Annotated in this window: 24 protein-coding genes; 12 read left to right on the plus strand and 12 right to left on the minus strand. The window is 71.6% G+C overall.

Annotation, left to right across the window (positions count from 1 at the left end):
* Nucleotides 1-2: 2 nt before the first annotated feature.
* Together kdpF and Q0818_RS00980 are read right to left on the minus strand one after the other, a co-directional pair.
* Entirely contained in the window at nucleotides 3-92 is a 90-nt protein-coding gene (gene kdpF / locus Q0818_RS00975; protein WP_074696280.1) for a K(+)-transporting ATPase subunit F, read from the minus strand.
* On the minus strand, nucleotides 89-229 hold the full coding sequence (locus Q0818_RS00980; RefSeq protein ID WP_298870355.1) for a hypothetical protein: 141 nt from the start codon (nucleotides 227-229) through the stop codon (nucleotides 89-91). Before Q0818_RS00980 ends, kdpF begins: the two co-directional genes overlap by 4 nt.
* A gap of 278 nt (nucleotides 230-507) precedes the next feature.
* Here Q0818_RS00980 and arfB point away from each other — a divergent pair, with 278 nt between their 5' ends.
* Nucleotides 508-936, plus strand: coding sequence for an alternative ribosome rescue aminoacyl-tRNA hydrolase ArfB (arfB, locus tag Q0818_RS00985; RefSeq protein ID WP_298870356.1), 429 nt, complete (start codon nucleotides 508-510; stop codon nucleotides 934-936).
* Between the two features lie 169 nt (nucleotides 937-1,105).
* On the opposite strand, the gene Q0818_RS00990 is transcribed toward arfB, so the two are convergent.
* Nucleotides 1,106-3,199, minus strand: a complete 2,094-nt coding sequence (locus Q0818_RS00990; RefSeq protein WP_298870357.1) for an APC family permease — start codon at nucleotides 3,197-3,199, stop codon at nucleotides 1,106-1,108.
* A gap of 113 nt (nucleotides 3,200-3,312) precedes the next feature.
* Nucleotides 3,313-4,167 (minus strand): serine hydrolase, encoded by an 855-nt coding sequence (locus Q0818_RS00995; RefSeq protein WP_298870359.1) that lies wholly within the window; start codon nucleotides 4,165-4,167, stop codon nucleotides 3,313-3,315.
* 48 nt (nucleotides 4,168-4,215) lie between these two features.
* On the opposite strand from Q0818_RS00995, the gene Q0818_RS01000 reads away from it, so the two are divergent.
* The 3 genes from Q0818_RS01000 to Q0818_RS01010 are packed head-to-tail and all read left to right on the plus strand — an operon-like array spanning nucleotide 4,216 to nucleotide 5,902.
* Nucleotides 4,216-5,322: a VanZ family protein gene (locus Q0818_RS01000; RefSeq protein WP_298870361.1), complete on the plus strand. Its 1,107-nt coding sequence runs from the start codon at nucleotides 4,216-4,218 to the stop codon at nucleotides 5,320-5,322.
* A 32-nt stretch (nucleotides 5,323-5,354) separates the two neighbouring features.
* Entirely contained in the window at nucleotides 5,355-5,588 is a 234-nt protein-coding gene (locus Q0818_RS01005; protein ID WP_298870363.1) for a type II toxin-antitoxin system ParD family antitoxin, read from the plus strand.
* Nucleotides 5,585-5,902: a type II toxin-antitoxin system RelE/ParE family toxin gene (locus tag Q0818_RS01010; RefSeq protein ID WP_298870365.1), complete on the plus strand. Its 318-nt coding sequence runs from the start codon at nucleotides 5,585-5,587 to the stop codon at nucleotides 5,900-5,902. Before Q0818_RS01005 ends, Q0818_RS01010 begins: the two co-directional genes overlap by 4 nt.
* A gap of 15 nt (nucleotides 5,903-5,917) precedes the next feature.
* On the opposite strand, the gene Q0818_RS01015 is transcribed toward Q0818_RS01010, so the two are convergent.
* Together Q0818_RS01015 and Q0818_RS01020 are read right to left on the minus strand one after the other, a co-directional pair.
* Nucleotides 5,918-6,499, minus strand: a complete 582-nt coding sequence (locus Q0818_RS01015; protein ID WP_298870367.1) for a GNAT family protein — start codon at nucleotides 6,497-6,499, stop codon at nucleotides 5,918-5,920.
* A 44-nt stretch (nucleotides 6,500-6,543) separates the two neighbouring features.
* Nucleotides 6,544-7,275 carry a LysM peptidoglycan-binding domain-containing protein gene (locus Q0818_RS01020; protein WP_298870370.1) on the minus strand — a complete coding sequence of 244 codons (732 nt, stop codon included), beginning with the start codon at nucleotides 7,273-7,275 and terminating at the stop codon, nucleotides 6,544-6,546.
* A 211-nt stretch (nucleotides 7,276-7,486) separates the two neighbouring features.
* On the opposite strand from Q0818_RS01020, the gene Q0818_RS01025 reads away from it, so the two are divergent.
* The 4 genes from Q0818_RS01025 to Q0818_RS01040 all read left to right on the plus strand — a co-directional run bounded on the left by Q0818_RS01025 (nucleotide 7,487) and on the right by Q0818_RS01040 (nucleotide 10,942).
* Nucleotides 7,487-8,740 (plus strand): wax ester/triacylglycerol synthase domain-containing protein, encoded by a 1,254-nt coding sequence (locus tag Q0818_RS01025; RefSeq protein WP_298870372.1) that lies wholly within the window; start codon nucleotides 7,487-7,489, stop codon nucleotides 8,738-8,740.
* A gap of 200 nt (nucleotides 8,741-8,940) precedes the next feature.
* Nucleotides 8,941-9,543, plus strand: coding sequence for a hypothetical protein (locus Q0818_RS01030; RefSeq protein ID WP_298870373.1), 603 nt, complete (start codon nucleotides 8,941-8,943; stop codon nucleotides 9,541-9,543).
* A gap of 65 nt (nucleotides 9,544-9,608) precedes the next feature.
* A complete protein-coding gene (locus tag Q0818_RS01035) occupies nucleotides 9,609-10,355 on the plus strand; it encodes a YcnI family protein (RefSeq protein ID WP_298870375.1) in 747 nt (248 codons plus the stop codon).
* 2 nt (nucleotides 10,356-10,357) lie between these two features.
* Complete coding sequence (locus Q0818_RS01040) at nucleotides 10,358-10,942, plus strand: copper resistance CopC family protein (RefSeq protein ID WP_298871680.1); 585 nt, start codon at nucleotides 10,358-10,360, stop codon at nucleotides 10,940-10,942.
* Between the two features lie 288 nt (nucleotides 10,943-11,230).
* Here Q0818_RS01040 and Q0818_RS01045 read toward each other — a convergent pair whose 3' ends face one another.
* The 3 genes from Q0818_RS01045 to Q0818_RS01055 all read right to left on the minus strand — a co-directional run bounded on the left by Q0818_RS01045 (nucleotide 11,231) and on the right by Q0818_RS01055 (nucleotide 14,743).
* Nucleotides 11,231-12,103, minus strand: a complete 873-nt coding sequence (locus Q0818_RS01045; RefSeq protein WP_298870377.1) for a neutral zinc metallopeptidase — start codon at nucleotides 12,101-12,103, stop codon at nucleotides 11,231-11,233.
* A gap of 196 nt (nucleotides 12,104-12,299) precedes the next feature.
* Entirely contained in the window at nucleotides 12,300-13,514 is a 1,215-nt protein-coding gene (locus tag Q0818_RS01050; protein ID WP_298870379.1) for an amidohydrolase, read from the minus strand.
* A gap of 50 nt (nucleotides 13,515-13,564) precedes the next feature.
* Entirely contained in the window at nucleotides 13,565-14,743 is a 1,179-nt protein-coding gene (locus tag Q0818_RS01055; RefSeq protein WP_298870381.1) for an AAA family ATPase, read from the minus strand.
* Nucleotides 14,744-15,005: 262 nt separating this feature from the next.
* Between Q0818_RS01055 and Q0818_RS01060 the strand changes: the two genes are divergently transcribed.
* From Q0818_RS01060 to Q0818_RS01070, 3 genes are all read left to right on the plus strand, one after another.
* On the plus strand, nucleotides 15,006-16,199 hold the full coding sequence (locus tag Q0818_RS01060; protein WP_298870382.1) for an FAD-dependent oxidoreductase: 1,194 nt from the start codon (nucleotides 15,006-15,008) through the stop codon (nucleotides 16,197-16,199).
* A gap of 145 nt (nucleotides 16,200-16,344) precedes the next feature.
* Nucleotides 16,345-17,697, plus strand: a complete 1,353-nt coding sequence (locus tag Q0818_RS01065) for a DUF4190 domain-containing protein (protein WP_298870383.1) — start codon at nucleotides 16,345-16,347, stop codon at nucleotides 17,695-17,697.
* Nucleotides 17,698-17,993: 296 nt separating this feature from the next.
* Complete coding sequence (locus Q0818_RS01070; protein ID WP_298870384.1) at nucleotides 17,994-19,154, plus strand: DUF4190 domain-containing protein; 1,161 nt, start codon at nucleotides 17,994-17,996, stop codon at nucleotides 19,152-19,154.
* A gap of 76 nt (nucleotides 19,155-19,230) precedes the next feature.
* Here the strand turns inward: Q0818_RS01070 and Q0818_RS01075 are convergent, their stop codons facing one another.
* Together Q0818_RS01075 and Q0818_RS01080 are read right to left on the minus strand one after the other, a co-directional pair.
* Complete coding sequence (locus Q0818_RS01075; RefSeq protein WP_298870386.1) at nucleotides 19,231-20,232, minus strand: LacI family DNA-binding transcriptional regulator; 1,002 nt, start codon at nucleotides 20,230-20,232, stop codon at nucleotides 19,231-19,233.
* A gap of 36 nt (nucleotides 20,233-20,268) precedes the next feature.
* On the minus strand, nucleotides 20,269-21,948 hold the full coding sequence (locus Q0818_RS01080) for a glycoside hydrolase family 13 protein (protein ID WP_298870388.1): 1,680 nt from the start codon (nucleotides 21,946-21,948) through the stop codon (nucleotides 20,269-20,271).
* 238 nt (nucleotides 21,949-22,186) lie between these two features.
* Here Q0818_RS01080 and Q0818_RS01085 point away from each other — a divergent pair, with 238 nt between their 5' ends.
* A complete protein-coding gene (locus tag Q0818_RS01085; RefSeq protein ID WP_298870390.1) occupies nucleotides 22,187-22,711 on the plus strand; it encodes an adenine phosphoribosyltransferase in 525 nt (174 codons plus the stop codon).
* Between the two features lie 195 nt (nucleotides 22,712-22,906).
* On the opposite strand, the gene hpxO is transcribed toward Q0818_RS01085, so the two are convergent.
* Entirely contained in the window at nucleotides 22,907-24,091 is a 1,185-nt protein-coding gene (gene hpxO, locus Q0818_RS01090) for an FAD-dependent urate hydroxylase HpxO (RefSeq protein ID WP_298870392.1), read from the minus strand.
* Between the last annotated feature and the right edge of the window lies 1 nt (nucleotide 24,092).

Here is a 24,092-nt window from a genome sequence, read left to right on the forward strand (position 1 = left end):
GGTCAGAACTTCTCGGGACGGACGAGGGCGACCACGAGGTACACCACGGCGGCGACCGCGAGGACCGCGGCGAGGATGGAGAAGAAGATCACGGCCGGTCGCCCCCTCGCGTCCGAGTGCGGGGCGCCGAGGAACGGGCGTCGGGGCCCAGCTTCTCGACCCCCTTGGCGACGAGGGCGACCAGCGCGAACAGCGCGACGGTCGCGGCGAGGAAGACGGCATCGAGCACGACGACTCCAGGTTCGGATACACAACCGCGGCAGCACCGCGGGCGCCGCGGGGCGGCACGTGTGTCGATACAACTCCGCCGGGGCGCGGCATCCTCGGGCCCTAACGCTTTCCCTACGGATCGCTGACGGACGCATACGGAGTGCTTACGGGGTCGCTGGAACCGCCGGCCGCGCGGGTCGCGGTGCACAACTCCTGCATGGCGTGCCTCCACAGGAGCCGAAACCGTCGGGACGCCGATTCTGCAGGAGTTGCGCGCCGACCGCGCATGATGGAGGCATGGCCGACATGGACGTGCGCGTGACCGCGGGACTCACCATCCCGGCGGCCGAGCTGTCGTGGCGGTTCTCGCGCTCGTCGGGTCCGGGCGGTCAGGGCGTGAACACCGCGGACTCCCGGGTGGAGTTGATGTGGGATGCCGCGGCATCCGCCGTCCTGTCGACGGTGCAGCGCGAGCGTGTCTTCGAACGGCTCGGCCACCGCCTGGTCGACGGCGTCATCACGATCGCGGCGTCGGAGGAGCGCGCTCAGCTGCGCAACCGCGACGCCGCACGTGCCCGCCTCGCCGCCCTCGTGGCCGAGGCGGTGCGGCCGCCGGCGCCGCCGCGTCGCGCGACGAAGCCCACCCGCGGGTCGAAGGAGCGGCGCCTGAAGGCCAAGCAGCGCCGCACCGACGTGAAGCGGATGCGGCAGCGGCCGACCGACTGACGCGCGCCCTCCCCATCCCACAGCCGAGTGTCCAGAACACCCGGACGTTTTTCGAACGCGTCCGGGTTTTCTGGACACTCGACCGCGCTCCGGTCCACCGGATGCCGAAGGCCCGCGTCGCGGAACGCCGAACGCCCCCGCCGCGCGGGCGAGGGCGTTCGGACGGGGCTCAGGATGCCGAACCGGGCGGCGTCTTCTTCGACTTGGTCGCCGGCACCTCGGCGACGGGCCGACCACTGCGCTGCTGGCCGGGCAGGGGCCGCGAGCGGCGGCCGTAGATGAGCTCCGAGGAGTCCAGCAGCCACGGCACCAGCGTGATCGAGACGCCGTGCACCAGCATGAGCTGCTGCGCGAGGCGGCGGGAGCGTCGGTTGTGCAGGATCGACTCCCACCAATGCCCGACGATGAACTGCGGCAGGTACACCGTCACGACGGCCGAGCCGTTGTTCTCGCGGTACTTCTTGATGAAGGTCGACACCGGCGAGCTGTAGGTGCGGTACGGGGAGTCGATGATCACGAGGGGCAGGGGGAGGTCGTGCTCCGCCCACTCCTTCTGGAGCTTCGCGGCATCCTCGTCGGTGATCGCGACGTGCACGGCGAGAGTCTTGTCGTGGTTGGCCGCGAGGGCGTAGTCGATCGCCTTCATGACGGGCTTCTGAAGGCGGTTGACCAGCACGATGGCCACGTCGCCCGACGAGCCGAAGTGCACGTCGTCGTCCATGCGGATCTCGTGCTCGACGTCGCGGTAGTAGCGGTTCACGCCGATCATCAGCACCGCGAGGATCGGGATGGCGATGAAGACCAGCCACGCGCCGTGCGTGAACTTCGTGATGGTCACGATGAGCAGCACGAGCACGGTCATGCCGGCGCCGACGGAGTTGATCCACAGGCCCGAGATGGCCGAGCGGCGCTCGATCGCCGCGGACTGCTGCTTCGCGGCCTCGGGCGAGAGCGTCTTCAGCCCCCGCAGTGCGCGGCGCCAGTGCCGGACCATGCCGATCTGGCCGAGCGAGAACGACACGAAGACGCCGATGATGTAGAGCTGGATCAGCGTGGTGAGGTTCGCCTGGTAGACCACGAGCACGCCGATGGCGACGATGCCGAGGATGATCATGCCGTTCGAGTACACGAGGCGGTCGCCGCGGGTGTTGAGGGCCTTCGGGGCGTAGCCGTCGCGCGCGAGCACCGACCCCAGCAGGGGGAAGCCGTTGAAGGCGGTGTTGGCCGCGAGCAGCAGCACGCACGCGGTGGCGGCCTGGATGACGAAGAACGGGATGCTGCCCATGCCGAAGGTCGCGGCGGCGACCTGCGCCATGAGGCTCGGCTGCGGGTTGTTGGCGCAGTCGAAGCCGATGAGGTTGCAGGGGTTCTCGGCGTAGTGCACGCCCGAGATGAGCGCGAGAGCGGTGAGGCCGACGAACAGGACGATGGCGATGCCGCCCATCATCGTCAGCGTCGTCTGGGCGTTGCGGATCTTCGGCATCCGGAACGCGGGCACGCCGTTCGACACGGCCTCGACGCCCGTGAGGGCGGAACAGCCGCTCGAGAACGCGCGCAGCACGAGCAGGATCAGCGCGGCCTGCGTCAGCGATTCGGCCTGCACCTCGTACTGGGCGCTCGAGGCGACGGGGGCGAATCCGAGGAAGGTGCGGCCGAGGCCCACGACGATCATCAGTCCGACCGACCCGATGAAGAGGTAGGTGGGGATCGCGAAGACGCTCGAGGCCTCGCGCACGCCGCGGAGGTTGACGATGACGATGAGGATGACGAAGCCGACCGCGATCTCCACCCGGAAGGGGTTGAGCTCGGGGAGCGCCGAGATGATGTTGTCGACTCCGGATGCCACCGACACGGCGACCGTGAGCACGTAGTCGACGAGCAGGGCCGCCGCCACGACGACACCCGGTACTTCGCCGAGGTTCTTGCTGGCGACCTCGTAGTCGCCACCGCCCGAGGGGTAGGCCTTGATGAGCTGACGGTAGCTGAGCACCACCACGACCAGCAGCACCACGACCGCCACCGCGACCCACGGGCTGAGGGTCAGCAGAGCCGTCCCGCCGATGAGGAGGATCATCAGCAACTCCTGCGGGGCGTAGGCCACGGAGGAGAGGGCGTCGGAGGCGAAGATGGGCAACGCCATCTTCTTGGGGAGGAGCTGCTCGTCGAGTTTCTCGGAGGTGAGGGGCTCGCCGATCAGGATGCGTTTCGCGATCGGCGTCTCTTCGCCGTCAACGCGACTTTCGTCAGTCACGGCGCGCGACACTACGCGCACTCGGGCCGCTGCGCAATCTGACGCGCAGGTCGTTCAACCACTGGTCGCTGGAACGTGACCAACGACTGCCTCGGATGCCGCATTCCCGATATTCGGAAAATGATTCATCGGGCAGCGATCCGGGCGATGAAGGCGGCCACGGCGTCCGCGCCGGCGTGGTCGTCGGCGGAGATCGTGACGACGGCATCGTCGACGAAGACGACCAGCTGTCCGTAGGCGCCGTGCAGGCGCCACGCGCCGCCCGGACCCTCCCAGCCGGAGAGGGCGTAGTGGCGGTACCCGTCGCCGGCGCTGCCGGTGTCGATCCACCCGGAGTGCATGGCATCCACGGTTCCGGGCGAGACGAGGACGCGCCCGTTCCAGACTCCTCGATCGCGGATGAGCAGGCCCAGGCGCGCCATCTCCTCGGTGCGCAGGGCGATCCCCTCGCCGCCGAGCACCCGCCCGTTCGGGCACCTCCGCCAGGAGACGTCGGCAAGGCCCAGGGGGATGAACAGGCGCGGGCGCAGGTAATCCTCGACGTCACCGGTGCGCTGCGACAGAGCATGCATGGCCGTGTACGTGCTGGCGTTGGAGTACTGGAAGACGCGACCGCTTGATGGGCGCGAGAGGAACTCGGCGGACAGGTCGGGCCAGTCGGTCATCATCGTCTCCGACCACGGCAGGTCGATGCCGCTCGACATCGACAGCAGGTGACGCACGGTCACGTCGTCGGCCGCCGTGCCGGGGAGGAGACACGCGACCGGCTCGTCGAGCGACACGAGCCCCTCGTCGGCCGCGATACCCGCGGCCAGCACCGCGACCGCCTTGGCGACCGAGTGGATCTCCTCGCGCACGTCGGGCGCCCAGCGGTGCCCCGCGGTGTCATCACCGACTCTCACGTGGATCCCGTGCGCGCCGAAGCCGGTGCCGTCGATGCGGGCGACGAGATCGTCGCGCAGGCGGGCGGCACGGGTCATGCCCTCAAGGCTACGGAACCGACCGCGCCGCCCCCCTATGCTCGCGGAGTGCACAACATCGTCGGGTCGGGCCTGCTCGCCGTCTTCGCGGGCGCGGTCGTCGCGGTGCTGGCGTTCGTGCCGTTCGTCGCCCTCAGCTACCGCCGTCGCGGGGGACTGACGCTGTGGCGCACGACGCTGTGGGCGGGCGCCGCGGTGTACTTCTGGGCGATCTGGACCTACACGCTCATCCCCCTGCCGGATGCCGAGGTCTACCGCTGCGCGGGCGTCAACCTCCGGCCGTTCGAGTTCGTCGACGAGATCCGCTCCGCCGTCGCCGTCTCGGGGCGCTACCTCACCGATCCCGTCGTGCTGCAGGTGGCGCTGAACGTGCTCCTCTTCCTCCCGCTGGGCTTCTTCCTGCGGGTGCTCGGCGGGCGCGGCATCCTGATCGCGGGGCTGGCGGGTCTGGTCGTCTCGGGGATCATCGAGACGACGCAGCTCACCGGCGTCTGGGGGATCTTCCCGTGCCCGTACCGCGTCTTCGACGTCGACGACCTGATCGCCAACACGTCGGGGGCCTTGCTGGGTTCGCTCGTCGCCTTCGCGGTGCCCACGCATCATCGGGGAGCGCAGAAGACCCCGGATGCCGAGCACCCCCGCCCGGTGACCCGTCGCCGCCGGCTGCTGGGCATCGCGTGCGACGTCGTGGGCGTGTGGCTCGTCGGCTTCGCCGTCTCGGTGACCGTGCAGGCGGTGATCGCCCTCGCCCTGGGCGATGCCGCGACCTTCTCGACCGACGAGGTGGCCTCGCTCGCGGGGACCGTCTCGTCGGCCGCGGTCTGGCTGGTGACCGTGCTGGCGACGGGCCGCTCGGTCGGCGACCTGGCCACGCGCGTGCGCTTCACGAACGGGGTGCTCCCGGTCTGGGTGGCGAGGCCGCTGCGGTTCCTCACGGGGGCCGGGTTCTACGTCGTGCTCGCCGGGCTCCCCGCCCCGTGGTCTCTGTCGGCCTTCGCACTGGCCCTGGCCACCGGAGCCCTCCTGGTCGTGTGGCGCGACGGACGCGGTCTCACCGGGTGGATCGGGCGCCGTCGCCTGGTCGACGATCGCGCGGGGGTGGTGAGTCCGTCGGTCGACGCGGCGTCGCCGACTCGGGGGAACCTCCGCCCATGACAAAGATTGCCATGCGTGGATAAACTGGCTTCATGGCCACCATGAACATCTCGCTCCCCGACGACTTGCGGGCTTTCGCCGATGCTCAGGTGAGTTCGCACTCGTTCGCGTCCAGCAGCGAGTACGTGCGGGAACTCATCCGCCGGGACCGAGAGAACGCCGTCGTTCGCGAGGCGGTCCTGGAGGGGATGCGGTCCGGTGAGGGCTCGGAGATGAACGCCGACTACTTCCGGACGCTTCGAGCGCGCGTGAACGACCCGTCGTGACCCGGGTCGTCACGTCTCGCGCAGCCGACGTCGACATCGCTCGAGCCGTCGAGCACTATCGGGACCAGGCCGATGTCGAAACGGTGTCGCGCTTCATCGACGCCCTGGAGCAGGCGACTCGCCGCCTCGCGACATTCCCCGGATCCGGGTCGGCGACGGCCGAGGTGCGCACCGGCATCCCCGGCCTTCGCGCCATCGGAGCGGAGGGCTTCCCCTTCCTCCTCTTCTACACCTGCGACGACGATGCCGTCCGCGTCCACCGCGTCTTGCACGAGCGGCGCGACATCGACACCGAGTTCCGGCCCTGGATCTGACGATCCCGATGGACGTCACCGGTTCGCGGCGAACTCCTCGGCCAGCACGCCCATCAGCACCTCGTCGTGGAAGCGGCCCCCGTGGAACGCCACGGCCCGACGCACGCCTTCGCGCACGAACCCCGCCTTCTCGTAGGCCCGGATCGCCCGCGTGTTGAAGGCCCACACCCGCAGCTCGACCTTGTGCAGGCCCAGCTCGTCGAAGGCGTAGCGGAGCATCGTGCGGGTGGCATCCGTCCCGTAGCCGCGGCCGACCGCGTCGGGGCCGAGGATGATCGCGAAGGTCGCGACGCGTGCCGGCAGGCTCCCTCCCCACAGCGTGGCGTGGCCGATGAGGTGACCGTCCTCGTCGTCGACGCTGAAGCCCGCGCCGCCGGCGGAGTCGTTGCGGCTCCACGCCTGGAACATCTCCCGCACGGATGCCACGGGCCGGTGCTGCACGCCGCCCTGCTGCAGGATCGCGGAGTCATCGCGGCGCCACCAGTCGACGAGCGGGTCGAGGTCGGCATCCGTGGTCGCCCTCAGCCGTACGCGCTCGCCGCGCAGGATCCCGCCGCCGTAGGCGAGGGCCGAAGCGGTGTCGTGCAGATCGTCCATGCGTCGACCGTAGCCAGCCGCCGACGCCGCAGCGGGGAGGAGGGTCAGGCGAACATCTGGCGGAGAGCGCGAAGATCCCCGTCGTCGAGAGCGCGGGCGATCACGTCGGCATCGCCGGCCACGGGGAAGAGTCCCGCCAGATCGTCGCGGAAGATCACGCGCATCGCGTCGAGATCGTCGGCATGGGCGGCGACTCTCATCGCCTCGACGGCCCGCTGATACGGGATCTGCTGGTACCCCCCGGGGGCATCGGGCGGGCTGAAGAAGGGGATCCACGGAAGGGATGCGTCGGGGTGCAGGAGCAGCACATCGCCGGGCTGGATCACGCGCGTGTGGTTGAGATCGGCGATGGCCAGGGGGTTGGCGATGCAGAAGCGGTCACCGATCGCATAGAGGGAGTCGCCCGGTTCAACGGTGTAGGCCCTGACGACCCCGTCGTCGTCGACTGCTACGGGGCCGGCGGCGAGCTCGCGCGGGCCGCGGTCGGTCAGGTCGCCGTTGAGGCTGGCACTCATCCTGCCGAAGTGGAGCCACCGCGGGGCGTCGCATCCCTCGGGGTCGTTCCGCGGGATGCTGACGCCGTTGCCGACGTCCACGTAGTCGTCTCCGAGCCCGGCGGGACCGGCCCCGGTGTCGGCGTCCTGCGAATCGGATGCCGTGATCCCGGTCGGAGACGGGGCGGCCACCGCCGCGGCGATCGATGTCACCTGCGCGACTGCGGCTGACACGGCGGGGGCGGCCAGGGCGACGAGCCCTCCCACGACGAGGAGAGACACCCCAGTCGCGATCGCCGTTGCCCTCCTCATGCGATCACCCTACGGGAGAGCCTCGGCGGATGCCGGGGTCCTGCGCACGCGGTCCGCAACCGTGCGGGGACGCCCTCTCCGATCTGCCGGTGACCGAGGGGAGGGGTACCGCCAGCCCCGCGGAGACGGCCCGCCCGACGAGGGGGCCCCGCCGCATCACCCGTCGCGCTAGCGTGACCGCATGAGAGAGCCGCTGTCGCCGGCGGACGCCCGCATCCTGGCGCTGGAGTCCGACGTGGTGCGCGGCCACGCCCTCAAGCTGCTCGTGCTCGAGCCGGGCGAGGCGGTCGATCTCGCGGCGCTTCGCGCGAGCATCGCCGAGCGCCTGGCGGCCTTCCCCCGCGGTCGCCAGGTCGTGGTCGACGACGGCGACGGCCCGGCGTGGGTCGACGTGGGCGAGGTCGAGGTCGCGGAGCACGTCCGCCGATACGCGGCCGACGACCCGGCGGCCCTGCGCGCGGTCGTCGGGCGACTCATGTCGGAGCCCCTCGACCGCTCGCGACCACTGTGGACGATCGACCTCATCGGCCCGCTCGCCGACGGACGCGAGGCCGTCGCGGTGCGCCTGCACCACGCGCTCGCCGACGGGCTGACCGCCGTTCGCTTCCTCGAGACGGTGATCTTCGAGCCCCACGACGCCCCGGCGCACGAGGTCGGCATCCGCGATCCCGCTGCGCGCCCGACGCGCTGGAGTGAATGGGAGCGGATGCCGGTGACCCTGGCCCGCGAGCTCGGGCACCCCGGCTCGCACTCGCCGTTCGATCGCCCGCTCACCGCGCGCCGCGCCCTGGCCTTCGTCGACGTGCCCCTCGCGGAGGCACGGGACGTCGGCGCGTCGCGCTCCGCGCACGCGACGGTCAACGACGTGCTCCTCGCCGTGATCGCGGGGGCGCTGCGGCGGCGGCTCCTCCACCACGGACACACACCGCGCGTGAACGCCCAGGTTCCCGTGAGCCTGCACGAGAAGGGGGAGGATGCCGCGACATCCGGCAATCGCGACTCGTTCGTCGACGTGGGCCTGCACCTGCACGAGCCCGACGACCTGCGGCGTCTCGACCTGCTGAGCGCCGAGATGCGCGCGCGCAAGAAGGGCCGCGACGCCAGGGCGCTCGACGAACTTTTCCAGGCGCTCGCGTCGGCGGGACCCCTCGGAACCCTGGCGCGCGGCCTCGCCGACGACCCGCGCGAGTTCGCCCTCGCGATCTCGAACGTTCCCGGTCCGCGGGTGGCGGTGGCCGTCGCGGGTCGCCGCGTGGGACACGTCTACACGTCGTCGGAGCCGGGCCCCCGGCACGCGCTGCGCGTCGCCGCGATCTCGAATGACCGGTGGCTCGGCGTGGGCTTCTGCGTCGATCCGGCCGCCGTGCCCGACGTCGACCTGCTCGCCGACGCCGCGCACGACGCGTGGGAGGCGTTGCGCTCCGGCTCGACGTGACCTGCGCGGCCTCGCGCGTGCATAACGGCGGGGATCTCGTCTGACACGCCGTTCCCGGATGCCGTCACCCGGCGCGTCGCGATGGCAACCCGCCGTTGTGCTCGGCCGCGGCGCCCGCGCGCCCACCGACCTGTCTCGATGACGGACCACCCCCGTCGAACCGCGCCGCGCGCCGAATAGGGTGGGTGAGAAGGAGTCGCATGTCGTCGAGAGCAGGGCGCGCCCAGCGCGCGGGACGCGGTATCGCCGCGGCCGCTGTCGCGACCTTCATCGCGACCGTCTCGCACGCCTCGGTCGGCGCGGCGCTGCCGCCCGCACTGAACGTCGCGATCGCGCTGTGCCTCGCCGCCCCCGTGTGCGTCATGCTCGCGGGGCGCTCGATGTCGTGGTGGCGCCTGTCGATCGCCGTCGTGCTGAGCCAGGCGCTGTTCCACGGCATCCTGGCGCTCGATCTGCGCGGGGACGGGGTGGCGGCGACCGGCGGGCATCACGGGGGAGCCGCGCTGCTGCTCGATGCCTCGGCGTCCGCGCACCTGCCCGCCACCCACGCGGCGCACTCGCCGTGGATGTGGGCGGCGCATGCTCTCGCCGCGGTCGTCACGATCCTCGCGCTGGGGCGCGGGGAGCAGGCGGCGCGCGCGATCGTGCGATTCCTCGTGGCGGCCGTCCGGGCCCTGCGGCCCGTGCAGGGCCTCGGGCCGGAAACGGATGCCGTGCTCCCCGCACCCGCCGCTCCGCTTCTGACGAGGGCGATGACGGTGTTGTCGCCGATGAGGCACCGGGGTCCGCCGCGCGCGGCGTGATCCTCGACATCCTCATCTTCGGCGCGTCCGTCTGATCGGCGCGCCCCTTTCAGAAAGCAGCATCCATGTCTCGCAAGACCACTCTTCGTCGTGCCCTCATCGGGCTCACCGCCGGCGCGGCACTCGCCGTCGCCGTCCCCCTGGCGGCCTCGGCGCACGTCACCGTCAACCCCAACACGGCCACTCCCGGCAGCTACGCGACGGTGAACTTCCGTGTTCCCACCGAGTCCGAAACGGCATCCACCGTCAAGGTCGAGGTCGCCCTGCCCACCGACACCCCGCTGAGCGCGGTGCTCGTCGAGCCCGTCCCCGGCTGGACCGCCACGGTCGAGAAGGGCGCCCTGCCCGCGCCGGTCGAGGTCGACGGCAACACCATCTCGGATGCCGCGCTCAAGATCGTGTGGCAGGCCGACCCCGGGGTCGGCATCGGTCAGGACCAGTTCCAGATCTTCTCGGCCGTGCTCGGACCGGTGCCCGACACCGGCCACCTGCTGCTGCCGGCGACCCAGACCTACTCCGACGGAGAGGTCGTCGACTGGGCCGCGACGCCCGACGAGGTCGCGGCCGACGACACGCTCGAGCCCGCGCCGGTGCTCTACATCAACGACGCCCCGCCGACCGCCGAGCACAGCCACGGCACCTCGACGTCGACGTCGTCCGCATCGGACGACCACTCGAGCGAGGCGAGCGCCACGACGAGCGATCCCTCGTCGGGCGTCGCCCTGGGCCTCAGCATCGCCGCCCTGGTGGTCGCCGCGGCCGGTGCCGTGCTCGGCGCCCTCGCCTTCGCGCGTCGTCCGAAGCGCGCGTGAGCATGCGCTCCCGCAACGCGCTGCGTCGCGTTCTCGCCGGGGCGGCGGTGATCGCTGCGGCGATGACCGCCGCCCTGGGCGGGGCCACGGCCGCCTCGGCGCACGACAGCCTCGTCTCGTCGACGCCCGCCAAGGGTGACAGCGTTTCGTCGCTGTCGGAGGTCACCCTCGATTTCAGCGCCAACCTGCTCGGTACCGACGGCGGCAACCTCATCATCGTGGTGGGCTCCGACGGGCGGCACTACGAGAGCGCGTGCGCGGAGCTCGCCGGTCCCACGCTGACGACCTCGGTCGCGCTCGGCGCCCCCGGCGACTATCAGGTCGAGTGGCGCGCGGTGTCGTCCGACGGTCACCCCGTCTCGGGCGTCATCCCGTTCACCTACACCGGCGAGAGCGTCTCGTCGGGGGCGGAGGAGTCCCCGTGCGCCGCCGCCGTCGGTGCGGGGGAGGCCGCGCCCTCGACCGACGCCCCGGCCTCGGCCGGCATGTCGGGCCTGACGATCGGACTTCTCGCCGGCGGCGGTGCCGTGGTCATCGTCGGCATCCTGATCGTCATCATCCTGCGCACGCGCAGCCGCGAGGACTGAGGCGGTTCCGCCCGCCGACGGACGTCCGCGGCGGGCGGGCCGTCGCGCGGAGTTGGTGTGCGACGCGCCGGGTGGTGGCATCCGGATGCCGGGGTGTCGGTGTCGGAGTCCGCGCGACGGTTCGCGCGGTCCGTGGGCGGGTGTGCTCGTCGTTCCGTGGCCTCGGGGGCGGGCCGTCATGCGGAGTTCGGTCACGACGCGCCGGGTGGTGGCATCCGGATGCCGGGGTGTCGGCGTCGGAGTCCGCGCGACGGCCCGTGCAGCGCGACACGCCTCGGATGCCGCGGCCTAGAGGCTCCCGCCGGGCACCGAGAACGTGTCGCAGGCGTTCACGCCGCCCTGCCTGCCGGCGTCGAACCACCGCGTGCGCTGCTCGCTCGAGCCGTGCGTGAAGCTCTCGGGATTGGTGACCTGGCCGGCCTCGGCCTGGATGTGGTCGTCGCCCACCGCGGCCGCCGCCGACAGGGCGTCGGTGATCTGCTGCTCGGTCGGGGGCTGCAGGTAGGGCGTGCCGTTCTCGTCGACCTGTTCGCCGGCCGCGGCGACCCAGGCGCCGGCGTAGCAATCGGCTTGCAGCTCCGTGCGCACGCCGTTGCTGTCGGGCCCGGTGCCGTTGTTCGGGTACTGGTCCATCACCCCGGTCAGGTTCTGCACGTGGTGGCCGTACTCGTGCGCGAGCACGTAGAGCTGGGCCAGGGGCCCGGCGGTGGTGTCGTACTGCTCCCGCAGAATCGAGAAGAACGTCGGGTCGACGTACACGGTCTCATCGGGCGGGCAGTAGAACGGCCCCGTCGCGTTCGACGCCGTCCCGCACGAGCTCGAGGTCGCCTGGTCGACGATGATCAGCTGCGGCTGGCGGTAGCCGTCGAGGCGTTCCTGCCAGAACTGGTCGATGCTGAGGGTCGCGGCCGCGAGGCGGCAGGTGTCGTCGTTGTTGGCATCCTGTCCGGTCGAGCAGTTCGCGATGGACTCGCCACCGCTCTGCGGGGCGGCGGGCGCCCCTCCACCGAGCAGCCCGGTGAGATTGGTGCCGGTGAACGCCGAGATCAGCAGCACCACGATCGCGCCGAGGCCCACCGCGCCGCCGCCGACGGCCGCGACCGTGCCGCCGCGCCGCTTGGCCGAATTCCCGCCGACGCGGGCATTGTCGTTGAACGTCACGACGGTCACGGTACGCGCGCCCGCGGTCGCGGATACAGGGCTGGACTTCCCGCCGGAGAACGCCCCACCGCGCATCTCATCGCTTTCGCGACCCCCGGAATCGGCCGGCTCAGCCACCTGCGCGCGAAGGGGCGGGGGGCCGCGTGCGTCCGGTGGCTTCGACGGGCTCAGCCACCTGCGCGCCGGGGGCCGAACCTCAGTCCAAGAACTCCCGCGCCGCCACCACGAGGTTCTCGACCCCGCGGTCGATCGTGGGCTGCATCACCGGGGCGAAGAACGGCGAGTGGTTGGTGGGGATGTCGCGCTCGATCGTGCCGCCGGCCAAGGCATCCGCGAACTTCTGCGGGTCGACGCCGCCCCAGAACCAGAACACCAGGGGCGCGCCCGACTCGCGGGCGAACCACGACACGTCCTCGCTGCCGGTGAACATGCCCGGGTCGACCACGCCGCCCTCGCCGAACGCCCGTCGGAACGCGGCCGTCAGGCGGGAGGTGGCATCCGGGTCGTTGATGGTGGGCGGGAGGGTGTGGTCGGTGCTGATCGTGGGTTCCTGCTCGGCCCCGGATGCCGCGGCCTCGGCGCGGATGATGCGCTCGACCTTCGTCATCACGCGCTCGCGCGCCGCGTCGTCGGGATAGCGCAGGCTCAGCTCGAGCTTCGCTTCGGCCGGGATGATGTTGTTCTTCAGCCCCGCGTGGATCGAGCCGACCGTGACGACGGCGACGTCGCGCGGGTCGACCTCGCGCGACACGACGGTCTGCAGGCGCATCACGGTGGCGGCGGCCATGACGACCGGATCGATGGTCGAGTGCGGACGCGAGCCGTGACCGCCGCGACCGTGCAGCACGACGGTGAGCCCGTCGGATGCCGCCATCTGGGTGCCCGGGCGCACGCCGATGACGCCCGCGGGCAGGGGCGTGACGTGCTGGCCGAGCACGATGTCGGGCTTCGGGTAGCGCTCGAGCACGCCGTCGGCGATCATCGCCTGCGAGCCCGCGCCGTACTCCTCGGCCGGCTGGAACACGGCGACGATCGTGCCCGACCACTCCGACGTGGTGGCGACGAGCCGCTCCAGGGCGCCGATGAGCGCGGTGACGTGCATGTCGTGCCCGCACGCGTGCATCACGGGCACGGCGTTTCCGGCGGGGTCGGTGCCCCGCGCGGTGCTGGCGTACGCGAGGCCGGTCTGCTCCTCGACGGGGAGGCCGTCCATGTCGGCGCGCAGCCACACGACGGGACCGGGACCGTTGTCGATCTTCGTGACCACGCCGGTGCGTCCGACGCCCTCCTCGACCTCGAGGCCGAGATCGGCGAGGTGGCGCGCGATGACGCCCGCCGTCCTCGTCTCTTGGAACGACAGCTCCGGGTGGGTGTGCAGGTCGGTGTAGAGGCTTTCGAGGTCGACGCTCATGCCCCGAGCCTAGTTCGGGGCATGAGCGTGCGCCGGGGAGGTTCCGCTGTTCAGTCTTCGATATCGGGTTGCCGCCGAATGAACCGGTCCATATTCGGGACGGTGAAACTGACGTAGCCGCGGCGCTCGGCGTAGATGATTCCCTTCTCGATGAGAGATTGCCTCGCGGGGCTGAGGGAGGCGGGAGCCACGTGCAAGTGGTCGGCGATGGCGGCGGTGCTGGCGACCTCGCCGCCGACCGCGACGATGGTGCGGAGGTATTGCCGTTCCGAGGGCGTGGTTCGATCCCACCGGGCGGGAAAGAACCCTTGGTCGAGGTCGGCGTTCCCCTCAGCGATTCCCGCGCGCGCGATCTCGAGGTCGATGTGCCGGTCGGGCGTGAGGTCCCACACGGCTTTGCCGTACGTCTGGAGGAAGAAGGGATACCCCTGCGCTTCGTCCACGATCGCGGCGACAGCCTCCGAGGAGAATCTGGCCCCCAATTGCTCCGCTGGTCGGATGACTGCCTCTGTCGCGGATGAGGGCGAGAGTGCGCCCACCTCATGGAGGGCGAACCGCTCGGAGTACGACCGTGCTTCGGCCAGGGTGCGTCGCAGGGTGGGGAGGCCTGCACCGATGACGTAGAAGGGCCAATCCGCCTGCGTCGCTTTGTGCTGGACCGCGAGAAGGGCCGTCAGGAGGTCGCCGTCGAGGTCTTGCATCTCGTCGACGAAGATTGCCAGCGCGCTGTGGTTCTTCTGCAACGGTTCGGCGAGATCCGCGACGAGCTCTTCGAGGTCGACCTCGATGAGCCCCGAGTTGGCGCGGTGGTCTGACGGCTCTACCCCCAGGTTCACAGACACTCCCGCCACGGTCAGCGCGAATGACGAAACAGTCGACACAGCCGCTCTGACGTCGGCCACCGCCGTCCGGAAACGCGCCATTTTGCGACCCGCCATCGCGACGCCTCGCGCGAGGGACTGGCGCGATACGAGCTTGCCGGCGGCCCCGGGGCGAGCTTCGAACTGCACCGTCACCCAGCCGGCCTGATCGACATTTCTGTGCAGTTCGTTCAAGAGCACGGTCTTGCCCACCCCGCGCAGCCCGTAGGTGATCAAACCGCCGTCGTTCCGACGCGCGCGACTTTTCGCGACCATGAGATCGACGAGATCGATTTCCGCTTGCCGGCCGACCAATTCAGGTGGGCGCACTCCTGCGCCGGGACGGAAGGGATTCAGCTCGTGAAGCACGACGCAACTCTAGAACTCTCTACCTAATATCTAGCTCAATCGCTAGATATTTCACCCGCCACCCACCCACCCATCGGGTGACGGAACCGACGTCAGGCTGTCGTGAGGCGCGGCCCAGGTCGGCTCGCGACGGGGGCCACCTAGCCCGACCCGGTCAGGCGGTGCCCGACCCACCGGAGACCCGAGACGCACCGCGCTACCGGATGCCGCCGACGCTCGCAAGCCGTCCGATCCGGCCCGGTGCGGGGGTGAGGCTGGCCGCATGACGACGACACATTTCGACTACCTCATCGTCGGCGGCGGGATGGTCGCCGACACCGCCGCGCGCGGCATCCGCGAGATCGACGCCGACGGATCGATCGGCATCCTGAGCGACGACGTCGACGAGCCGTACACGCGCCCCGCCCTCAGCAAGAAGCTGTGGACCGACGACGAGTTCACGTGGGACAAGGTGCCGCTGGGCACCGCCTCCGACACGGGCGCCGACATCCGTCTCCGCACGCGCGCCACGGCGATCCGCCCCGACGCGCACGAAGTGGATGCCGACGGCGAGACCTTCTCGTACGGCAAGCTCTTGCTCGCGACCGGGGGCAAGCCCGTGCCCCTCCCCATCGACGACAGCTCGAACGGGGAGCGGGCACTGTCGTTCCGCACCGCCGAGGACTATCGGCGACTGCGCTCCCTCGCTGAAGACGTCGATCGCATCGCGGTCGTCGGCGGCGGGTACATCGGCTCCGAGCTCGCGGCGGCCCTCGTGCAGAACGGCGTCGAGACGGTGCTCATCCACACCGGCGCGGTGCTGGGCGACGCGGTCTTCCCCGCCGCGCTCGCGGAGCGTTTCGAGAAGCTCTTCCGCGACGCGGGCGTCGAGACCGTGGCGGGGTCGAAGGTCGAGGGTGGATCGGCGGATGCCGATGGCGTCACGCTCGCGCTCGAGAACGGCGACGAGGTGCGCGCCGACGCCGTCGTGAGCGGTCTGGGCATCGAGGTGGCCACCGACCTGGCCGAGAAGGCCGGCCTCGCGGTCGACGACGGGGTGCACGTGGACGCGCAGCTGCGCACCTCGGGTGACGACGTGTACGCCGCGGGCGACGTCGCGAGCTATCCCGACCGCCTGCTCGGACGCCGCCGGGTCGAGCACGTCGACAACGCCAACGAGCAGGGCAAGGCGGCGGGCCGCAATCTCGCCGGTGCCGCCGAGCCGTACACGCACACGCCGTACTACTACTCCGCGGTCTTCGGCATCCGGTACGAGGCCGTCGGAACGCTCGACTCCTCGCTCGAGACGGTGGAGGACTGGATCGACGCCGACCGCGGCGTCGTCTACTACCTCGACGACGACCGTGTCGTGGGCGTGCTGCTCTGGAACGTCGAAGAGGCCCGGGATGCCGCCCGCTCGGTGCTGGCGGAGGCCGACACCCTGACGCGCGACGACCTGGTGGGTCGCATCCGCTGACGCGGGCTCGGGCCGGACCGGCGACGGCCCGGCCCCGTCCCGTCGTTCCTCGGCGGGGGTCGGCGGTGTCGCGTCATCGCTCGACGGGTCTAGCCTGGACGCGCGCTGTGAGTCTCACGGTGCGTGACACCCGGGAGCATCCCACATGGCCACAGCCGAGCTTCGTCTCACCCTGCCCGTCGACCGTTCCCGCGATGCGGTCGCGGCCGCCCTCACCGAGCAGGGCTTCTCCGTGCAGCCGACCCCGAGCGGATCACTCGACGTCTCGCGGGGCAGCCTGGGCACGACGCTCGTCGCGGGGGCGTTCGCCGGTCAGGACATGCACGTGCGGTTCGACGTGCACGTCACGGAGACCGCCGAGGGCGCGATCGCCTCGTTCGAGCACTCGGCCGCCGGGGGGTTCCTCAAGGGAGGGGCGATCGGCGCCGCGAAGGTGGGCGACGTCGTCCGCGAAGCCGCACACCTCGCCGGCGCGCGCCTCGCATCCCAGGGGTTCCTCGTCGGCGCCGAGGGAGTCCCGACTCCCGCCGACCCCACCGGGCCGGAGGCACGGGATGCCGCGGCTCCTCCCTCCGGCGACGCCACCGGAGCGCCCACCCCGAGCTGGCCCGCAGCGGCCGCCCCGACGGCTCCCGCCGACTCGGGCGCACCCGTGCCGCCGGCAGCTCCCGCTCCGCCCTACACCGCGGCGGAACCCGCGCCCCAGAACGGATACCCCGGCTACCCGGGCTACCCCGGAGCTCCCGCGCCGTCGGGCTCGGCCTACGCTCCCGGAATGCCGCCCTCCGCAGCGGGAACATCGCCGTACGCCCCGGGCGCGGCATCCGGGAATCCCGAACGGACGAACGGCGTGGCGATCGCCGCGATCATCATGGGCTTCGTGCTGCCGATCGGTGGGATCATCGCCGGTGCCGTCGCCCTCGCGCAGATCAAGCGCACGGGCGAGAAAGGCCGCGGTCTCGCGATCGGCGGGATCATCGCGGGCGGCGTCATCACGGTCCTCACGATCCTCGCCACGGTCGCCTTCGTGCTGTTCGCGATCTTCGGCGCGGGTGTCGCCGCTTCGTCGGCCGACCCGTTCGACCTGCCCGCGGAGCCGGGGGACGGCGGCGTGACCATCGGCCCGAGCGAGCAGGCGCCCGGCGACCTCTACACGCTCGCCGTGGGCGCGTGCCTCGACGACATCCCGAGCGGCTTCATCTCGCCCTCCAACCTCGTCGACTGCGCGCAGCCGCACACCTACGAAGTGTTCGGCAGCTTCTTCCTCGACGACGGCGCCTTCCCGGGTGATGACGCGATCGAGTCCTCGGCGTACGAGGGATGCGACGCCGCCTACCCCGACTACGTCGGCGTCACGTGGGACCAGTCCGCGCTCGCCTACTCCTTCGTCTCGCCGAGCGAAGAGACGTGGGCCGAGGGCGATCGAGAGATCTCGTGCCTGCTGTACGACCCCGCGGTCGATCAGACCACCGGATCGTTGCGGGGCGCCGCGCGCTGAGGCGAGCCGGCTCGGCGTGCAGTGCTGGGTGCCTCGCTCTGGCGGGCGGGCCCACGCGGGCCTTCATCTCGGCTCGCGCATGTTGCGTGTGGGCGGGTGCGAACGGGATAGACCCGTGCCCCGGCGCACGCGCCTCGCGCTCGGGTTCGCCGCGAGCACCGTGAGCTAACCGCGCGGGTGAACCGCTTCGTGAGAACGACGGCCCTTGTGCCGTGAGCCCCGATCGCCGCCCGACGGCGACCGTACGGTGAACGATGCCCCGTGCTCGCCGGGGGATTCGTCGGAAGAGGTGACCGATGGCCGAGACCGCACGCCTGCAGCTCCGGATGCCGCTCGCGACGGCGCGGGGGGCTGTCGCCGCCACCCTGTCTGACCAGGGATTCGTCGTGCACCGGCGGGGTGACGGCCTCGAGGTCGAACGGGCCTCCGTCATCGGTGGAGCGTCGGCGGGGGAGCCGGTGCGATTCCCCGTGCGGTTCTCGCAGGACGGGGAAGGCACCGAGGTCGAGTTCGTCATCGAGCCCGCCACCGAGCCGGGTGCCGCGCGCGTCATCGTCGCGGCTGCGCGGGTGGCGGCCGACCGCCTCGCCGAGCGCGAGTCCGCGTGGACCATCGACGCGTCGGCCGATCACGCGCTGCCCGCGCGCGCGACTCCCGAGCCGGATGGGTCGGTGTCCGCGGCGCCGGAGCAGCACGGGCCGACGATGGGGACCGCGCCCGAGGCGGCAGCGTCGTCGCCGGCGGCGGACATGCGCGAGCATGACGGTTCGGTGCCCGGGGACGACGCCGCGGCGACCGCCGACCGGCCGGCGTCCACGAGCACGTTGGCGATCCTCGCCCTCATCCTCGCCTTCGTCGCGCCCGTGGGCGGGATCGTCACGGGGGTCGTCGCGCTCGTGCGGTTGCAGAACACGCGGGAGCGCGGTCGAGGGGTCGCGACGGCCGGCATCGTCATCGGCGCCGTCATGGCGCTCCTCGTTCCCGCGGCCGTCCTCGCGGGGGCGGCGCTCGTCGTGGAGGCGGCGACGGAGGCGCACTCCGATCCGACGGCCGGCATCCTGGGCACGCCCTCGCCCGCCCTCACGCCCGCGCCCACGTCGTCGATGACGGCCTTCGTACCGGCCGTCGGCCAGTGCTTCACGCAGAGGGGACGCGGAGAGATCGGCGAGGGCAACGCCGTCGCGTGCGACGTTCCGCACGCGTACGAGGTATACGCCCGCTTCGCCCTCGAAGGCGACGCGTACCCGGGCGACACCGCCGTCGCGGAGCGGGCGCAGGCGGGATGCGTCGACGCGTTCGCGACGTTCGTGGGGCGGCTCTACGGGGAATCGGTGCTGGACGACGTGTACGTCAGTCCGACCCCGAAGACGTGGGCGCGCGGCGATCGTTCGGTCATGTGCCTGGTGACGGACCCCGCCGCCGCGACGACCGGATCGCTGTACGGGGCGGCGCGCTGAGGTCGACGCGCCCGACGGCTCGGCATCCTCCCGGAGCGGTCGCCGTGCGCGATACCCACCGCTCGGTACGATCGCGTCAGCGCGACGGGCGAGCCGTCGAGCCGCGGTCGACCAGCTCGAACGGCAGCGTTCCGCGACCTCGAGCGGGCTCGGCGCCGTCGAGCTCGGCCAGAACGGCGTCGGCGGCGCGTTCGCCCTGACCCCGGGCGAACTGATCGACGGTGGTCAACCCGAACCAGCGGCCCAGCTCGTGACCGTCGACGCCGATGACCGAGACGTCTTCCGGCACGCGCAGCCCACGCCCACGCGCGGCGAGGATCGCACCGATGGCCATCTCATCGGATGCCGCGAAGATCGCCGTCGGCGCGGCGGGCGACGAGAGCGCCCGGTCCGCGGCATCCGATCCACCCTCGATCGTGAAGTCGGCGGGCTCGAACAGCGCTCGCTCGATCCCGGCCTCGGCGAGGGCCTCCTCGAAGCCCCGACGACGGAGCCCCGGCACCGTCGCCCCGGCATCCCTCACGGCATCCGCCCCGATGTGCGCGAGTCGGCGGTGCCCCAGTTCGAGCAGGTGCGTGGTCGCGAGGCGGCCGACGGCAAGGTCGTCGACCGTGAGGGTGGTCAGCAGGGGATTGGGGCCGGCGATCGCGACGATCGGAACACCGAGGCCGCGCAGCGACGCCGACTCCTCGGCATCCAATTCGAGGGCGATCGTGATGACCGCGTCGATGCGGCGGCGGCGCAGGTGGTCGTCGAAGACGCGGCGGCGTCCGGCCGCGTCGGTGCTGACGCTGTAGAGCGTGATGTCGTACCCCTGGCGCACGAGGGCGTCGGAGATACCCGCCAGCACGGTGCTGAAGAACCACCGGTCGAGGAAGGGCACGACCACCCCGACCGCTCGCGTGCGCCCCGAAGCGAGGCTCGACGCGGCCGCCGACACCACGTAACCGAGCCGGTCGGCCGCCGCGAGCACGCGGTCCCGCGCGGCGGCCGAGACGGGCCCGCGCCCGCTCAACGCCCGCGAGACCGTGGCCGTCGAGACCCCCGCCGCGCGGGCGACGTCATCGATACCGGCCACGGTCTCGCGCGTTGTCGAACGGACGGATGCCGCGGCTCAGGCCGCCGCGATCCAGACGGTCGTGTCGGTGGGCAGGCGCTCGCCGTCGAGGGGGCCGCTCGCGACGAGCACCTCTCCGGCGGGCAGCTCGACGGCGTCCTCGCCGAGGTTGGCGACCACGAGCAGCGAGCCGTTGCGGAACGCCACGACGTCGTCGCCGAAGCCGTCGACCCACTCCAGGTCGCCGGCGCCGAGGTTCCGCGCGCGACGCTCGGAGAGCAGCGCGCGGTAGAGCGTCAGCGTGGACGAGGGGTCGTCGACCTGCTGGTCGAAAGCGAGTTCCGCCCACTCGGCGGGCTGGGGGAGCCACGATTCGCCCGTGCCGTTGAAGCCGTACGCGGGCGCGTCGGCGGTCCAGGGCAGGGGTACACGGCATCCGTCGCGCCCGTAGCGCTCGCCGTTCGTGCGGAACCACGTCGGGTCCTGACGGGCGTCGTCGGGCAGGTCGATGACCTCGGGGAGTCCGAGCTCCTCGCCCTGGTAGAGGTATGACGAGCCGGGGAGGGCCAGCATGAGCGAGGTCGCGGCGCGGGCGCGGCGCAGACCCTTCACGGGGTCGGGCTTTCCGGGCGATTTCGGGCCGATGCCGGCGCCCTGCGGGTTCTCGGCGGTCAGCGCGAGGCGCGAGGCGTGACGGACGACGTCGTGGTTCGACAGCACCCAGGTGCTCGGAGCGCCGACGGCGCCGTACTCGTCGAGCGAGTCCGTGATCACGGCGCGCAGGGCCGCGGCATCCCAGTCGGTCTCGAGGTAGTGGAAGTTGAACGCCTGGTGCATTTCGTCGGGGCGCACCCACAGCGCCGTCTGCGCGACGGTCGGCAGCCACGCCTCGGCGCACAGCGCGCGGTCGCCGTCGTACTCGGCGAGCACTTCGTGCCACTCGCGCCACACCTCGTGCACGCCCGACTGGCCCCAGTACGGCACCTCGGCTGCGTCGCCGCCCATCGATCCGCCGTCGGGGTCGGGGGTGTAGTCGGGCAGGCCCTCGGCCTTGATGAGGCCGTGCGCGACGTCGACGCGGAACCCGTCGACCCCGCGGTCGAGCCAGAAGCGCAGCACGTCGCGGAACTCCGCGCGCACCTCGTCGTTGGTCCAGTCGAAGTCGGGCTGGCTCTCGTCGAAGATGTGGAGGTACCACTGCCCCGGCGTGCCGTCGGCCTCGGTGACGCGCTTCCACATGCCACCGCCGAACACGCTCTCCCAGTTGTTCGGGGGGAGCTCGCCGTTCTCGCCCTTGCCTTCGCGGAAGATGTACCGCGCGCGCTCGGGGCTGCCGGGGGCGGCCTTCAGCGCCTCCTGGAACCACACGTGCTGATCGCTGGAGTGGTTCGGCACGAGGTCGACGATGACCCGGATGCCGCGCTCGTGCGCGCCCGCCAGCATCGCGTCGAAGTCGGCCAGGGTGCCGAAGATCGGGTCGACGTCGCGGTAGTCGGCGACGTCGTAGCCCGCGTCCTTCTGCGGCGAGGTCTGGAAGGGGCTCAGCCAGATGGCATCCACCCCGAGGTCGCGCAGGTCGTCGAGGTGGTCGGTGACGCCGGGCAGGTCGCCCAGGCCGTCGCCCGAGGCGTCGGCGAAGGAGCGGGGGTAGATCTGGTAGATGACGGCGGTGCGCCACCACTCGGAGCCCGGGGCCGAGACGAGATCGGCGCGCGCGCCCTCCTGCGTGAAAGTCATGGCGTACAGGCTACTGCAAGCGCTTACAGTCGCGTCAAGCGCGCGGTCGGATTGCTCCGGTGGGTCATCGAGTGTCCATGACATCCGGATGGTCTGCGGAAACGTCCGGGTGTTCTGGACACTCGGGCGTGGGGCGTGGGGCGTGGGGCGTGGGGCGTGGGGCGTGGGGCGCGGGGCGTGGGCGCGGGGTGCGAGCGCAGGGAGGGGGTGACGGGATGCCGCGATTAGGCTGGAACCCGTGCCCGACGCCTCCGCCCTCACCCGCGCTGAATCGCTGATCACCAGCATCCCCGACTATCCGAAGCCGGGGATCGTGTTCCGCGACATCACGCCGCTGCTGACGGATGCCGCGGCCCTGCGCACCGTCGTCGAGGCGCTCATCGAGCCCTTCGCGGGCCGCTTCGACGCCGTCGCGGGAGTCGAGGCGCGCGGGTTCCTGCTCGCCGGGGCCGCCGCGATCGCCGCCGACGTGGGGCTCATGCCGATCCGCAAGGCGGGCAAACTGCCTCGCCCCGCGGCGTCGATGTCGTACGACCTCGAATACGGCTCGGCGCAGATCGAGATGCACGACGACAACGCCGCGGGCGCCCGCGTCCTGCTGCTCGACGACGTGCTCGCCACCGGCGGCACCCTGCGCGCCGGACGCGACCTGCTCCAGGCGGTGGGCAGCGAGGTCGTCGGGATCGCGACGCTGCTCGAGATCGACGGCCTCGGCGGCCGCGAGGTGCTCGGCGACGACGTGCACGCGGTCTTCCGCGTCTGAGGCGCCCCTATCGAGGTGCGGTCGCCGTTCGGCGACGTGCGCAACTCCTGAGATTCCGGGTGTTGCGGGGCGGGATGCCGCGCATTTGCGCGGTCGCCGGGTGCGCGGCTCTCGAATCTTCCGGAGTTCGGCTCGGCCACGGGCGCGGAAGCCGCCCGCGTGCCGCGCGGACTCAGCCCCCGCCCACCGCGCCCCTCAGCCCAGGACGCTCGCGCCCAGCTCCACCGGGCTGCCCTCGATGTTGCCGACGATCCCGCGGATGACGCCCGTTCCGTCTTCGCGGCGGAGGCCGTCGTACCAGGCCTGGGTCGCGGCGACGTCGAATGCGTGCGTCTCGTGCGCGCGCTTGCGGGCGCGGAGCACCAGGTCGCCCGCCCGCTCAGTGCGGATGCGCTCGTAGCGCTTCAGCGAGTCCTCGATGCCGAGGGTCGACGTGGCGAAGACGATCCCGAGCGCGAAGCTGTCCTCCAACGCCGAGCAGGCGCCCTGGCCGATGTCGGGGGCGGTGTTGTGCGCGGCGTCTCCGAGGATCGCCACGCGCCCGCGCACCCAGGTGTCGAAAGGGTCGATGTCCCAGATCTCGACGCGGTTCAGCGATTCGTCGGGGTCGATGCCGTCGAGCAGCGCCCGCACGCCGGGGGCGCCCCACTGCCCGAACGCGTGCTCGAGCGCGGCCATGCGGTCCTCGACCACGCCCGAGGGTCCGGGCACGTCGACGAAGAAGTAGAAGCGATCGCCGGCGACGGGCATGACGGCGCAGCGCTTGCCGTCGCCGACGTAGGTGGTCCACTGGTCCAGGGGACCGATCCGCTCGTCGGCGGCGACGAGGCCGTTGTAGTTGACGTACCCCGAGTAGCGGCGTTCCGGGCGGATGCCGGTGGGCTCGGTGACGTAGTCGCGCACGAGCGAGCGCGCCCCGTCGGCGCCGATCAGCAGGTCGGCGGTGTCGGTCGAGCCGTCGGCGAAGGTCGCGGTGACCGTCTCGCCGTCGTCGGCGACGGCGACCAGTTGGCGGCCGAGGTGGATGTTCGCCGGGCCGACGGCATCCATCATCAACGCCTGCAGGTCGGCGCGGGCGACGGGGTAGGGGCGCTGGCCCGTCTGCTGGGTGACGGGCGACAGGCTGAAGCGGCAGAGCTCGTCGCCGGTGTGGCCGTCGTAGTACGCCATGTCGTCCATGCGGCCGCCCAGGGCGGCGACCTGCGGGCCGAGACCCAGCCAGTTGAGCACCTTGACGCCGTTCGACCACAGCGACAGGGCGGCGCCGACCGGGCGGTTCTCACGCATGCGGTCGTAGACCACGACCTCGTGACCCAGCTTCTGCAGGGCGAGGGCGGCGGAGGTCCCGCCGACCCCCGCGCCGATGACGATGACCTTCATG

The organism is uncultured Microbacterium sp., assembly GCF_947489255.1.
Taxonomy (GTDB): Bacteria; Actinomycetota; Actinomycetes; order Actinomycetales; family Microbacteriaceae; genus Microbacterium; species Microbacterium phycohabitans.